Origin of the sequence: Bradyrhizobium liaoningense (genome assembly GCF_018130955.1) — a bacterium.
GTDB classification, from domain to species: Bacteria; Pseudomonadota; Alphaproteobacteria; order Rhizobiales; family Xanthobacteraceae; genus Bradyrhizobium; species Bradyrhizobium liaoningense_C.
Window position 1 is genome coordinate 21,514 of sequence record NZ_JAFCJM010000030.1, and the last position, 13,652, is coordinate 35,165.

Below are 13,652 nucleotides of genomic sequence, written 5' to 3' on the forward strand. Positions count from 1 at the left end.
GTCTCGTTGCCTAGAGCACGATCCGGAAAAGTGTGCAGCGGTTTTCCGAAAAGATTGTGCTCAAACAAGGAGCGAAAGCGCGATACGCGCTTTAGAGCGCGCCGGCCTGCAGGCAGGCTTGACGCTTGGCGTGCCATTTCGGGCCGGGGCCGCGCATGTAATGGAGCTCGGGCCGGTAGGGATCGCCGGCGACCCTGATCAGCGTGTGCCACTTGGCCACGATGACGTTCAGGTGCCGGCGGAGTTGGGACATCAGCACTGCAGGCTCCTCAGTGGGGCTTGCCAAGCATGGACGTGAACGGGAGGTCGAAAATTTCCTCGCCGTCGTCGTCGCTGACATGCAGCACCCAGTCGCGCCAGTCCTCGGCGCCGGGCGTGCGGATCATCGATTGCATGATCTGAGCGGCACGGTCGCGCGCCTCGGTGAGGTTCGATACGGCTGCGCCGTAGCGATCGATCAACATGCCTTCAGTATTGGAACAATGGAAAAACACTTGGACCATATCCGCCTCCTGTAGAGAGCGATTCGGGCACACCGAACCGATACCATCCGGAGGCTTCGAAAAATATTCGGGCCAACCCGGTAAGGGAATCTACGGAAGTTCCGTCGGGTCCTCGGAGCGAGGGGTTCTATCACAGGCAGGTGAAGCCCGGCTGGACGGCGCCGCGGCGACGTGGAACTCTCGGTTTCGCAAGGGAATTTGGGGGCCGCCGTGAATTGTCCGACACTCTTCCGTGATCCAGGTCTCAGTGATCGCCTCGGCCGGCTTTCCCTAGCGCTGGTCTTGGTTGCAATGGCCGTGAGCCTGGTATCGCCCGCGGCCGCGCAGCCCGTGCGCAAGAGCGACTATGCGATCGGCGCCGAAACATGCGGCAGCGGCGATCTCGCCTTCCCCCGACTCCAGATCGACATGAAGCAGGGATTCTGCGCGGGCCTCGTTGCGAGCGAGGAGGACCATCTGAGGTTTCCACGCTCGATCGTCCAGATCCCCGGCCGCGAGCTGTTCGTGGTCGCCGACATGGCCGGCTGGGGTCACATGGACGGCAAGCTTTTGCTGCTTGATCCGCGCGCCGCCGCCGGCAGCCGCTTCAAGGAGCTCCTGACCGGCCTCGAATATCCCTTTGGCCTTGCGATCGGTCCGGACAAGAAGCTTTACGCGTCCACTGCGGAGACGATCTTCAGGTTCGATCCCCTGGCCGACAATCCGCGCGGCACGGTCGAGACCATCATCCGCCGTCTGCCCGGTGTCCGCATCACGCTGCCTGACGGCACGAAGCTCCAGGAGAGCGCCCATCCGATGAAGCAATTCGTCTTCGATCGGAACGGCCGCCTGTTCGTCAATGTCGGCTCGCACAGCGACGATTGCATCACGCCGGCGCCGATCACAAAACCCTGTGCCGCGGCCGAAGGCGCTTCCGCGCTCGCGTCGATCTGGCTGTTCACCCCGCCGGCCGGCGGCATCTTCCCCGCCCTGAAGCCGAACGATCCGAATCCGCCGCACGAGGTCTATGCCCGCGGCCTGCGCAACTCGATGGCGCTCGCGCTGCATCCGAATTTCCCTGATCCCGGCTACGCCTTCCTGCAAGGCGAGAACGGCCGCGATCTCCCCGATGTCTTCAAGCCGAACGAGGAGATCAACGCCATCGAGCCGGGCAAGCATTACGGCTGGCCCTATTGCTACGATCTCACGACGCCAAGCCCTGAGTTCCGCATCGTGCTGCAATCCGGGGTCTACAAGAATCTCTGCACCGCCAATCCGCTCTACAAGCAGCCATTCTCGCTGCTGCCGCCGCACGGCGCGCCGCTCGGCATGCTCTATTATCACGGCGGCAAATTCCCCGAGCTCGAGGGCAAGCTGCTGGTCGGCCTGCACGGCTATCGCCCGACCGGCAGCCGGCTCCTGATCTACGACGTCGATGAGCGCGGCTTTCCCAAGCCGAGCCCGCCGTCGGTGCGCTACCACGTCAGTTGCGACGCGCAGACGTCGCGCAGTTTTCAGACCGACGCCGGAGAGGCTGCGGCCGCGCCCTTCGACGAGCTGATCGCCGGCTGGCACCGCGTCAACGGCGCGCGTCCGCAAGGAGCCCCGGTCGGCATGACGGTTGCGGAGGACGGCGCGATCTGGCTCGTCGAGGACAAGAACAAGACCGTGATCCGGATCGATCGCGCCGCCGGCGATCCGCCCGTGCCGCTGCCCTGCGACACGCGCAGCCCCGCGCTGATCGACCAGTTGGCGCTCTTCGTCGCCAGGGACGCGCAAAACCGCGACCGGCTGACGAGCATCCGCAAGGGCATCGTCGAAAAGCATTGCATGGGCTGTCACTCGGACTTTGGCCTCAAGCCGGGTCAGTCCGACGCCGACAAGGACCAGGCTGCGTTGCGCTTCATGCTGGCGCAGGATGGCTGGATCTATCCCGGCGATCCCGAGTCCGGCCGGCTGCGCACGCGCCTGCGCGGCATCGGCGCGGAAAAGCTGATGCCGCCCGGCGGCGAGAATCTGCCGAAGACCGAGCCCGGCTATAAGGGGCTGCTCGATGTCGCTGATACGCTGGTTGCAAAGATGGTTCCGGGAACGCGGATGCGCATCAAGCCCGGCCCGCCCGACCGCGATTTCTTCTCCAGAACCAACAAAAAATGCGGCGAAATCCCGGCGAGCAAGGTCGTCGTGGTGACACAAAGGAACGCTGTAGACAGACCCGGCTTCAGCCGATTCTATCGGCCGGCCGACACCTTCCTCAATGGCGACTGCACGGACGACGATGGCTATTACATCCGGCAGGAATTTCTGGTGCCTGTGCAGTAGTGTCCTTGTCGCGATCGCTGCGTCACCGCTTGTGATCGCTGCGTCACCGCTTGTGATCGCCGCGTCATCTGTCGCGATCGCGGCGTCGTCGACGCGGGCTGAACAAGGATTGTTCGAGAGCGCGCAGGTGACGCCATCAGGCGAATACACCTTCGGCATTGAAGGCCCCGCCGCCGATCTCGCCGGCAATCTCTATGTCGTCAATTTCGCAAAGCCCGGCACGATCGGCCGGCTGCCCGCGGCGGGGGCCGCGTCCGAACATTTCGTCGATCTGCCCGAGGGCAGCGTTGGCAATGCGATCCGCTTCGACCGCGAAGGCACGATGTTCGTTGCCGACTACAAGAAGCACAACATCTTTGCGATCGGACGCGACGGTGTCGAGCCCATGGTCTGGTTTCACTCCGATCAGATGAGCCAGCCCAACGACATCACCATTGCCCGCGACGGCACGATCTATGCGAGCGACCCGAACTGGAAGGGGCGGGAAGGCCACATCTGGCGCATCGCGAAAGCGGCCGATGGTTCGGTGCAGGGCGAGATCATGGCGGCACCGCGCGCCATGGGCACCACCAACGGCATCGACCTCAGTCCCGACGGCAAGACGCTCTATGTTGGGGAGTCCTCGAGCGGCCAGGTCTGGTCCTACACTATCCGCGCCAACGCGCTTGTCGATGCAAAGCTCGTCAAGAGCTTTGAGCCCAATACCATCGACGGCCTGCGCACCGACGTCAGCGGCAGACTCTTCGTTGCGCGCATCCTCAAAGGCACGATCGCGCTCCTGAGGCCGAACGGCATGGTCGAGCGGGAAATCGCCCTGAAGGCCAAGGAGCCGACCAATCTCGCGTTCGGGGGCAAGGACGGCAAGACCGTCTTCATCACGCAGCGCCAGGGCGGCTTCATCGAATCCTTCCGCACCGATCAGGAAGGCCGCGAGCATTGCCTGCAGCGCGGGCGTTGCTGAGCGAAAAGCCTGTCGCCCACGCAGGGCAGGCGCGTCGGGTGCGGCATTCTTCTTGCTTGCATCGGGGGGCCGCGAGGATCAAGACATTGGCTGGTCCCTGCCAAGTTATGATCCACGTCGGAGCTCTCCGTGAAAGCCGTCCATACCGAACTGCACCGCAGCCACGATCCGCAATTCTTCCTGGTGCGCGGCGTCGTCAAGCGCACCACTGAGCAGCCCGAGCGAGCGGACCGGCTGCTGTCAGGTCTCAAGGCGGGCAAGCACCAGCTGATCGAGCCGACCAAGTTCGGCGGGGGACCGCGGGCGCGCGTCCACAGTCCGGAATACCTTTCCTTTCTCGCCGAGGCCTGGGATGCCTGGACCGCGCTCGGCGATTCCGGTCCCGAGATGATCGGCAACATCCATCCCGTTCGGAACGCAGCGACCTATCCGACCCATATCGTCGGCAAACTCGGCTGGCACACCGCCGACACGGCGGCCCCGATCGGACCGGGCACGTGGGCAGCGGCCTGCGCGGCGACCGACGTCGCAACGACGGCGGCGCAACTCGTCATGGACGGCGAGAGCGCCGTCTATGCTTTGTGCCGTCCGCCCGGTCATCACGCCTATCGTGACATGGCCGGCGGCTTCTGCTTCCTCAACAACAGCGCGATCGCGGCGGCACATCTGCGCACCAGGCACGAGCGCGTCGCGATCCTCGACGTCGACGTCCATCACGGCAACGGTACACAAGGTATCTTCTACGAACGCCCCGACGTCTTCACCGTGTCGATCCACGCCGATCCCGTCGCCTATTATCCGTTCGTGTGGGGTTACGCCCACGAACGCGGCGCTGGCGCGGGCCTCGGCACCAATCTCAACATTCCGCTGCCGATCGGGACGGACGACGACGGCTACATGCAGGCGATGGATCTGGCGAAGAAGGCGATCGACGCATTCGCGCCGACGGCGCTGGTGGTGGCGCTCGGCCTCGATGCCTCCGAGCACGATCCGCTCAAGGGACTTGCGGTGACGACGCCCGGCTTCCGCCGCATCGGCCAGGCGCTCGCGCGCATCGGTCTCCCCACCGTGCTGGTGCAGGAGGGCGGCTACCTCTCAGATATTCTCGGGCAGAATCTCACGTCGGTGCTGGCGGGCTTCGAGGAGGCGCGCTGAGGCAAACCGGCCTGGTGTTTCAAAACATCCCGCTCGCCGCGAGCGCCTTGCAAACGTGCTGCATCTCGGCCTCGTCGGACACCATGTCGAGCATGATCGTCGTCAGGCCCTTGCCGGCAAAGCTCTTCAGCTTCGCACCGATCTCGGCATAGCTGCCGACCAGATAGGGGCAGTCGGCCTGGAAGATCAGGAAGGGAAGCAGCCAATAGCCGTTGTCGTGAAGCTCGGCGGTCTGGCCTTCGTAGAGCTTTCGCTTCCACACCGAGTCGGTGTTGTCCATCGTCAGGGTCAGAAGCTCGCGATTGTCCGGATCGTCGCGAAAGCGCTGCACGGCTGCCCGCCGCGCCTCGTCGCGTCCCTCGCGCGCAAAGATCCCGAAGTTCATGCCTGGCGCGTTGAAGCCGTTCTCGAGATCGGGCGGCAGCATCTGCATTTTGATGCAGCCGGTCTCCTTCGCCACGCGCTGCGCCGCTTCCGATTGGCCGGCGATCAGGAATTCCGGCATCAGGTCGGTCGCGAGCCGCGGGCGGAGCTGAAGATTGGAGGCCGTGTAGAATCTGCCATGGACATTGACCGGCCGCGGGCTCGACAGCAACTGCCGCACCAGCGCGACGAACTCGCCGAGGCGGACGTAGCGATCGCCGTGGGACTGGTCGTCGCCGAGCCCCTGCAGATCGCTCACGGCCGTTCCCGTGATCATGTTGAGATAGACCTTGCGGCCGTAGAGCTGTGCAAAGGAGGAGACGAATTTTGCCGCCGTGAACGGATGCATGTAGACCGGGTTGACCGCAATCAAAGGCGAGCTTCGCGCCGTCTGCGCCATGATATGCTGGGCCATCGCCCACGGCTCGACGAACACGTCGTTGCCTTCGAACAGCAAGATGCCCTCAAAACCGTTGCGGTCGGCGAACTCTGCGACCCGCATCAGCTCGGCGATGTATTTCGAGGGATCGCGGTTGCGCGAAATCGCCGGAAAGATCCGAAGCCGTGGTGTCGTCATCCGTTTGCCCCCTGCCAGGGATGGCGAAGCGCGCGCGTTCTGATCGCAAGGCCGCCGCTGACGCCCGAGCCGTCGGCGATCGAAAGGCGATGGAGCGATGACGGCGAAGTCTGGGTGAAGCGCCATTTCCCGGCATCGTCGTCGATTTCGGGATCGAAACTGACGCCGATGCCGTCAGGGGAGATCTGCATCGAGAAGCGGTCGAGCGGCAGGTGCAGGCCGACGCCGCGAGCCTTCAGATAAGCCTCCTTCAGCGTCCAATAGTCGAAAAAGCCGCGGACGAATTCGTCCGGCAGGAGACCTTGCAGGGAGGCAATCTCGTCGCGCGAAAACACGCCTTCCGCGGTTTCCATCCGGGCACGGCGCGGCGAGAGCTCCTCGACGTCGACGCCGACGGCCTCGTGGCCCGATACGACGCAGGCGACGCAGCCCTCGGTGTGGGACAGGTTGAAATACAGTGCTCTGGGGCGCGCGGGCGCCGCGATGAAGGGCCGGCCATGCGGGCCGGTCGCAAATGTCCAGTCGGAGGGCGCAACGTCGGGTGCGGCTTCGGACAGGGCCAGCCGCAGCATCCCGTGCGCGTAGATGAATTGGTGCCGGTGCCGTTCGAACACGAACCGGTCGGCGCGCTGCCGTTCGTCGGCCGACATGACCTCCCGACAGGCCTCGCGCGCCGGGCCAGAGTCGATGGCCTCGATCAGCCACACATAAAGGTCGAGCGTATCGGCTGTCATCGGCCGTATCAGCGGTGTGAGACGCGAGACGATGTGCCCGTCTGCGCCAAAACATTCAACCGGGCGGATCGCTGCGGCGACCGACCCGGTTGGGTTCTTGCCAACACACCGCTCAGCTCTCGCACGGGTCCCGTCCGGACCCGCGCGAGAGATACGAGCGGTCATTACCCGAACGACCTTGCGTGGGCAGACTAGCCCTTGCCCTTCTTCGCCTTCTTCTTCTTCGGCTTCAGCACCGCGAGGCTGGCGTCGACGTCCTTCAGCGCGGATGCCAGCTTCTTCCTCTCGGCGGTCAGCAATTTTTGCAGCGCCTTCTTGTCCTTATCGTTCAGTCCTTTGGGCGGTCTGCGCTTACCCATAATAATTCCCCCGGTTTGAAATGAAATATGCGGTGGCAAGTTTAACACATCAGCACTCTTGCGCGCGTCCGTCCAATAATCAAGCTGTAACTTGAGAAGTCACAGCTTCGGCGAGTAATCGGCTCTAGGCGGCCTTGCGCTTGAGCAGAAGCGCGAGAGGGATGTCGGGCTGCGCGGCTCCGCTCGCCAGGAGCGCGAAAAAGTCGTCCATCCATGCGCCGATCGTTCCGCTGCCGAGCAGGTCGCGCTTGTAGTTGCACGAACCGGTGATCCCGGTTGGTCGTTCCTTCAGCATGAGCGACAGCCAGGTCTCGTCGACCGGCAGCACCGGCTGGCCTTCGCGCGCGACGTTGCCGAACGAGCGCACCGCAATATCGGGCAGATCGATCGGCCGACGCAGCGGATTTTGCAGCGTGAAGTAGACCTGGGTCAGGGCTGCCGGATCGATGCCGGCCTCTTCCAGCCGCTCGGCCAAGAGTTCGAACGGCAGTTCCTGCCGCGCATGGGCCTCCAGTACGCTCTCGCGCACCCGGGCAAAGGCCTGCGCAAAGGACAGTTCCGGCTCGATCCGGGTGCGGACGATCACGGTATTCTCGAACGGGCCGATTACACGATCGGTGTCGGGCAGCGTGCGATTGGCCATGGCGGTCGCGATGCAGATGTCGTGACGGCCGGTGCGCAACGCGAGCAAGGCCTTCAATCCGGTCATCAGACCCATGAACAGTGTGCCGTTCCGGCTACCCGCGAACGCGCCGAGCCCGGCGATCAACTCGCCGGTCAGGCGCAGCGGGTGGTAACCGGCCGCCAGGCCCGCTGGTATCGTTTCGCCATCGGTTTTGGGAGCGAAGACCGGCGTGGCACCGCGCAAGGCGTCCGTCCACTCGGCAGTCTGCCGTTTCGCAGCCTCGGTGCCGCACCACCAGCGCTCCCAGCGGGCGACGTCGGCAAAGGACAGCGGAACTTTTTGCAGGGGCTCCACGGGTCGGCCGACCAGCGCGGCGTATCGCCTGGAAATTTCGTCAAAGAGGATACCGAGCGACCAACCGTCGGCGACGGCGTGATGGATCGTCAGCAGCAGCACGTGGTCGTCGGCCTGCATCCGCAGCAGGCGCGCGCGCAAGAGGGGAGCGCGGCTGGTGTCGATCGGCTCCCAGGCATCCTGCTCGGCCAAAAGCTTGATCTTCTTCAGTTGCAAGGCCTTTAGCCGCTTGTCGGTCGTGCGTCTGCCGCCCCCGATCGGTTCGACGATCAGGAGCTCGCCGATTTTTTTGGGGGCGGACGTCCGGAGCGTGGGCCTATCGCCGCTAAAGTCGAATGCGGTCCGCAGGCAATCGTGGCGGGCGACGACGTCGTCGAGCGCGCGCCTCAGCGCGGCGACGTCGAGCGGCCCCTGGAGGCGCAGGGTGAAGGGCAGGTTGAACAACGGCAGCCCGGGCAGGTCCCGCTCCAACGTCACCATCTCGGCCTGCGCGATCGACAGCGGCGGCGGGCCGCTCTGGGCAAGGCGCGGGATTTCGGCCAGCGGCTTTTGCGTCTGCGTCGCCAGGGCCTCGTCCACTCGCCGCGCCAGTTGCTCGACCGTCGGTGCCTCGAAGATCGTCTTGATCGGCAGCGAGACGCCGAGCGCCCGCGCCACGCGGGCCATGGCCTGGCCTGCCAGCAGCGAATGGCCGCCGAGATCGAAGAAGTTTTCGGTGACGCCGAGGCGGTCGACCTTCAGCAGGTCGATCCAGATGTCGGACAGCACCTTCTCGGTGAAGCGGCGCGCCGGCACCGCGGCCTCGGCGGCCTCCGCCTCCATCTGCGTCGGCGCGAGCAGCGCGGCACGGTCGATCTTGCCATGGGCATTGAGCGGAACGTCGTCCCGAAACAGGAACGCCGAGGGGATGGCATGGCCGGGCAGCCGTGCTTTCAGCGCGTCGCGCAGTGCGCTGGCGCTTATCCGGCTGCCGGCCTTGGCGACGATGTGAGCGATCAGCTTGACGTCGCCATTGCCGTCGCGGCGCGGCTCGACGATGCCGGCGCGCACGTCGGGATGATCGGCGAGCGCGTGCTCGATCTCCTTGATCTCGATGCGATAGCCGCGGACCTTGACCTGGTGGTCGATGCGGCCGAGGCATTCGATGGTTCCGTCCGCACGCCTGCGCGCGAGATCGCCGGTCCGATACAGCCGCGCACCGGCCTGACGCGCGAACGGATCGGGCAGGAAACGCTGCCGCGTCTGGGCGGGATCGTTGATATAGCCGCGGCCGACGCCGGCGCCGCCGATGCAGAGCTCGCCGACCACGCCGACCGGCTGCGCCTGCAAATGCGCATCGAGCACGTGGAGCTGGGTATTGGGCAGCGGCGCGCCGACCGGCACGGTGGTCGCAGCGTCAGGCGCCGATGTCAGGCGATGCAGCGAGACGTCGTCAGAGCATTCCGAGGCGCCATAGGCGTTGATCAGCGGCACCCTGGGGCAGTGCCGGAACCAGGCGCGGCAGAGATCGACGCTGAGCGGCTCGCCGGTCGAGATCAGGAGCCGCAGTCTTGCAAAGGCGCGGCGGATCGGCGCCTCGTTCATCCGCTCGAGCACGACGCGCAACAGCGAGGGCACGATCTCGAGGACCGTGATGCCTTCGCGTTCGATCTCGGCGGCGAGGAGCAGCGGATCCTGCACCGTCTCGTTGGCGCAGACATGGATGCGGGCGCCGACCATGGGACCGGCCAAGAACTGCCAGACCGAGATGACAAAGCTCTGTGGCGCACTTTGCGCAATGACATCCTTGGCTGAGAGGCCGAGTTCGGAGATCAGCGACGCCAGATGATTTGACAGGCCGCGCTGCTCGATCATCACGCCCTTCGGCATCCCCGACGAGCCGGACGTATAGATGACGTAGGCGAGACTGGACGACGCGCGCCGCGCCGGTTTGGCGGGCTTGCCCGCTTTGGCCTCGATGAGCTCGTCGAGCGTCGCCACCTCGATGCGGGTCGCCAGCGGCGCGAGGAGCTCGTCGAGCAGTGTGGTCCGCGCGCGCGACGCCAGCAGCACGCGGGCGCAGCTCGAACCAAGGATGGTCGCGAGCCGCCCCGGCGGTTGGTCTGGATCGAGGCTGACGAAGGCCGCGCCGACCTGCTGCACGGCGATCATCGCGGCGAGCAGGCCCGGACCGCGATCGGCGAGCAGCGCGACGACGTCCTCGGCCCCGACGCCCTCTTGTGCGAGCCATCGCGCGATCGACTGGCTGCGTCGCGCCAGCTCGCGATAGGTCACGGCTACGCCCGCGCCCGACATCGCCACCGCGTCCGGCGTTTGCCTAGCCTGCCGCGCGAACCTCTCTGCAAAATTGCCGCGGCGGGTGAAATCGGCGATCGCGCCACTGCCTTCACTCCGAAGCTGGCGCTGCTCGCCGGGTGACAACAGCGGCAGGCGCGAGATCGGCTGGCCGGGATCGGCGATCGCGGCCTTGATCAGGGTTTTGAACTGCGCCGCCATCCGCGCCATCGTCGCGGCGTCGAACAAATCGGTCGCGTATTCGAAGAAGCCCGAAAAGCGTCCGTCGGCCTCGACCAGCTCCAGCGTGATGTCGAAGCGCGCAACAAGCGGATCGATCTCCAGCCGTCGCGTCGACAGGCCCAGAAAGTGCGCGGCCTCGATCGAGGCGTTCTGGAGGATGAACATCACCTGGAACAGCGGATTGCCGTCGCGGCTGCGCCCGACCTGGAGCGCGCGCAGCACCTCCTCGATCGGCAGGTCCTGGTTGCGATAGGCATCCAGCGTGACCTGCCGCACCCGTCGCAGCATCTCGCCGAAGCTCGGATCGCCGGAGAAATCGTTGCGCAGGATCAGCGTGTTCGCGAACAGCCCGATCAGACGCTCGGTCTCGATCTGGTTGCGGTTGGCGATCAGCGAGCCGGTGGCGACGTCCTCATGCCCGGTATGGCGGAACAGCAGGCACTGGAACGCCGTGAGCAGCGTCATGAAGGGCGTCACGCCCTGGTCCTGGCTCAGCTTGCGGATGACAGCGGACATCGCCTTGGTGAAATCGAGGTAATGCCGCGCGCCCTGGCCGCTCCATGCCTTCGGGCGCGGCCGGTCGGTGTGCAGCGGCAGCGTAGTCACCCCACTGAGCTGGCGCCGCCAATAGTCGAGTTGCTCTTTTGCGGCCGGCGTCTCCGCCCAGCGCTGCTGCCAGAGCGCAAAATCGCGGTAGTGGAAGTTTTGCGCGGGCAGGGCGGCCGCGCCTGTGCCACGCGCTGCGGCATAGTGCGCGGCGAGCTCCTCCCAGAACAGCTTTTGCGACCAGCCGTCGGTGACGATGTGGTGGATGTTGACCACCAGCGCGTGATTGTTGCTGTCGAAGGCCAGTAGCGTCACCTTCAGCGGCGGCTCGCGTTCGAGGTCGAAGCGGTGTTGCGCCAGCTTCTGCGCCTCGCGCCTGACGATCGCGGGCCCCTTGTCCGCTGGTGCCGGCCTGAGCTTGATCCGTTCGAAGCGCGGCGTCATCCGGCGCAGGCGCTGCACGGGCTCGCCGTGACGCTCGGTGAAGGTCGAGCGCAGGACGTCGTGGCGCGCGCAGACCGCGGAGACGCTGGCCCGAAGCGCCTCGACGTCGAGCTGGCCCGAGAGCAGCGCGACCTCGACCACATTATAATTGTAGCGGGTCTTGTCGAGCCGCGAGAGCACGTACATGCGCTGCTGCTGGAACGACAGCGGCGCTTCCGTCGCATCGGCGCGACGCCATTCCGGAGCTGCGGCATCGCCGCGATGTGCTGCCATCTCCACACGCGCGGCGAGGGCGGCGACGGTCGGGCAGTCAAAAATGTCCTCGAAGGAGAAATCGACATTGAACCGCTCGCGCAGCCGCGACCGCATCTGCGTCGCCGCGAGCGAATCCGCGCCAAGCGCAAACACGTCCTGGTCGATCCCGACCTGCGGCAGCTCCAGCAACTGTGCCCACAGCTCGGCAAGCTGGCTCTCGAGCGCCGAGCGTGGCAGCGGCTCGTCCTCGTCCTCGTGCGCAGGAGACGCGGCGATCAGCTCGGCCAGCGCATTGCGCTTGACCTTGCCGCTGGCGCCCTTGGGGAGCGCGGCCACGGCGCGAACGAGGCTCGGCACCTTGTAGGCGGCCAGCCGTTTTCGCGCGAACTGCCGCAAGGCTTCCGACGTCGCCTTGGCCTCCGGCCGCAGCACCACGACGGCGGCGACGTTCTCACCGAGCTTCTTGTGCGGAACGGCGAACACGCCGGCCTCCAGCACGTCGGGATGGGCGAGCAGGACCTCTTCCACTTCCAGCGGCGATATCTTCTGGCCGCCGCGGTTGATGACGTCCTTGATGCGGCCGACGATGAAGAGATAGCCGTCCTCGTCGAGATAGCCGAGATCGCCGGTGCGAAACCAGTCGCCGCGGAACGAGGCCCTGGTCGTCTCCTCGTCATTATAGTAACCGCGGGTCATCGTCGGCCCGCGCAGTGTGATCTCGCCATGCTGGCCGCTCGGCAGCATAGTCCCATTGGCATCCATGATCGCGATCGCGGGCCCCGCCGCGCGGCCGACCGATCCGACCTTGCGCCGCGCGACCGGATTGGCCGCGATCTGCGAGGCCGCCTCCGTCATGCCGTAGGTTTCGATGACGGGGACACCGAACATCGCTTCCAGCCCCTCGAGGATCGCGGGCGCGAGCGAGGACGAGGCCGAGCGGATGATGCGGAACGGCGATCGCTCCGCGCGTTGCGGGTCCTGTTCGGCCGCCGTCAGTAGCGCGCGATGAATGGTCGGCACCGCCGTGTACCAGCTCGGCTGCAACGCCTTCATCCACTCGAAGAACGAGATCGCGTCGAATCCGCCTGTGCAGATCACGCTTGATCCGGCCGCCAGTGCAGTCAGGAGGCCGGAGATCAGGCCGTGGGCATGGAACAGGGGCAGAACGTTCAGCAAACGGTCACGCGGTCCGAGCGACAGCACATGACCAGCATTGTGGGCGGATCGGCACACGGCTGCCTGTGTCAGCGGCACCATCTTCGGTCGCGCCGCAGTGCCTGATGTCAGCAGGATGAACGCGTCGTCTTCGGCGCGCGCCGCACCGCCGCTCACGGAAGGGCCGATCGACGGCCCGTTGAGCAGATAACCGGCGAGATCGTCATCCGGCCCCGGGACGAAATCGATCACGGCGATGCCCAACGCTTTGGCGGCTTCGCGGCTCGCGGAATTGATGTCGGCGCGGGTGACGAGCGCCTTCAGCTTCAAGTCGCTGAAATAGCGCTGCAGCTCGTCGGCCGTGAGATCCGGGTTGATGGGGACGCAGGCACCGGCGGCGGCGACCGCGATCAGGGCCAACGCGGTATCGGCCCCGCGCGGCAAAGCCACCGCGACCCGGTCGGCGGCGGCAATGCCGAGCCCGCGCAGGGTCCGGACCGCCGCCATCGTGCGGTCGGACAATGCGGCATAGGCGAGCGGCGGCCGGCCGGGCGCCAGGATTGCGGGCGCGCGTGGCGTCGTGCGGGCGTGAAATTCCAGCATTTCCCCGATGCACGCAAAAGTGGCCGTCCCGGCAGTTTGACCGGCCGATCCCTGCGGCGATGGGCTTGCTGTGTCAGACAATGCCGTGCCTTTTTGATTTGGTTGAGGTATTCTTCCAAAATTGTATTGAACGCGTCCAG

Annotated in this window: 9 protein-coding genes; 3 read left to right on the top strand and 6 right to left on the bottom strand. The window is 65.7% G+C overall.

Features of this window, described 5'->3' with window-relative positions:
- Nucleotides 1-91: 91 nt before the first annotated feature.
- Both JQ632_RS23240 and JQ632_RS23245 read right to left on the bottom strand, forming a co-directional pair.
- On the bottom strand, nucleotides 92-253 hold the full coding sequence (locus JQ632_RS23240; protein WP_212404968.1) for a hypothetical protein: 162 nt from the start codon (nucleotides 251-253) through the stop codon (nucleotides 92-94).
- Between the two features lie 16 nt (nucleotides 254-269).
- Entirely contained in the window at nucleotides 270-503 is a 234-nt protein-coding gene (locus tag JQ632_RS23245; protein WP_140977511.1) for a DUF6894 family protein, read from the bottom strand.
- A gap of 291 nt (nucleotides 504-794) precedes the next feature.
- Between JQ632_RS23245 and JQ632_RS23250 the strand changes: the two genes are divergently transcribed.
- From JQ632_RS23250 to JQ632_RS23260, 3 genes are all read left to right on the top strand, one after another.
- Complete coding sequence (locus JQ632_RS23250) at nucleotides 795-2,804, top strand: sorbosone dehydrogenase family protein (RefSeq protein ID WP_212404912.1); 2,010 nt, start codon at nucleotides 795-797, stop codon at nucleotides 2,802-2,804.
- Complete coding sequence (locus JQ632_RS23255) at nucleotides 2,761-3,765, top strand: SMP-30/gluconolactonase/LRE family protein (protein ID WP_212404913.1); 1,005 nt, start codon at nucleotides 2,761-2,763, stop codon at nucleotides 3,763-3,765. The genes JQ632_RS23250 and JQ632_RS23255 overlap by 44 nt, the downstream gene beginning before the upstream one ends.
- A 129-nt stretch (nucleotides 3,766-3,894) precedes the next feature.
- Nucleotides 3,895-4,920: a histone deacetylase family protein gene (locus JQ632_RS23260; protein ID WP_212404914.1), complete on the top strand. Its 1,026-nt coding sequence runs from the start codon at nucleotides 3,895-3,897 to the stop codon at nucleotides 4,918-4,920.
- Nucleotides 4,921-4,939: 19 nt separating this feature from the next.
- Here JQ632_RS23260 and JQ632_RS23265 read toward each other — a convergent pair whose 3' ends face one another.
- The 4 genes from JQ632_RS23265 to JQ632_RS23280 all read right to left on the bottom strand — a co-directional run bounded on the left by JQ632_RS23265 (nucleotide 4,940) and on the right by JQ632_RS23280 (nucleotide 13,593).
- A complete protein-coding gene (locus tag JQ632_RS23265; protein ID WP_212404915.1) occupies nucleotides 4,940-5,920 on the bottom strand; it encodes an LLM class flavin-dependent oxidoreductase in 981 nt (326 codons plus the stop codon).
- Nucleotides 5,917-6,654: a 4'-phosphopantetheinyl transferase superfamily protein gene (locus JQ632_RS23270; protein ID WP_212404916.1), complete on the bottom strand. Its 738-nt coding sequence runs from the start codon at nucleotides 6,652-6,654 to the stop codon at nucleotides 5,917-5,919. The genes JQ632_RS23265 and JQ632_RS23270 overlap by 4 nt, the downstream gene beginning before the upstream one ends.
- A 191-nt stretch (nucleotides 6,655-6,845) precedes the next feature.
- Entirely contained in the window at nucleotides 6,846-7,013 is a 168-nt protein-coding gene (locus JQ632_RS23275) for a hypothetical protein (RefSeq protein ID WP_212404917.1), read from the bottom strand.
- A gap of 124 nt (nucleotides 7,014-7,137) precedes the next feature.
- The gene (locus JQ632_RS23280; protein ID WP_409363512.1) at nucleotides 7,138-13,593 is read right to left on the bottom strand and encodes an amino acid adenylation domain-containing protein; all 6,456 of its coding nucleotides are present in this window, start codon (nucleotides 13,591-13,593) and stop codon (nucleotides 7,138-7,140) included.
- Between the last annotated feature and the right edge of the window lie 59 nt (nucleotides 13,594-13,652).

What these genes read in the sequence shown, in the direction of transcription:
- JQ632_RS23245 (WP_140977511.1), bottom strand. Translation starts at nt 503, where the DNA reads ATGGTCCAAGTGTTTTTCCATTGTTCCAATACTGAAGGCATGTTGATC.
- JQ632_RS23255 (WP_212404913.1), top strand. Translation starts at nt 2,761, where the DNA reads ATGGCTATTACATCCGGCAGGAATTTCTGGTGCCTGTGCAGTAGTGTC.
- JQ632_RS23250 (WP_212404912.1), top strand. Translation starts at nt 795, where the DNA reads ATGGCCGTGAGCCTGGTATCGCCCGCGGCCGCGCAGCCCGTGCGCAAG.
- JQ632_RS23240 (WP_212404968.1), bottom strand. Translation starts at nt 253, where the DNA reads ATGTCCCAACTCCGCCGGCACCTGAACGTCATCGTGGCCAAGTGGCAC.
- JQ632_RS23275 (WP_212404917.1), bottom strand. Translation starts at nt 7,013, where the DNA reads ATGGGTAAGCGCAGACCGCCCAAAGGACTGAACGATAAGGACAAGAAG.
- JQ632_RS23265 (WP_212404915.1), bottom strand. Translation starts at nt 5,920, where the DNA reads ATGACGACACCACGGCTTCGGATCTTTCCGGCGATTTCGCGCAACCGC.
- JQ632_RS23270 (WP_212404916.1), bottom strand. Translation starts at nt 6,654, where the DNA reads ATGACAGCCGATACGCTCGACCTTTATGTGTGGCTGATCGAGGCCATC.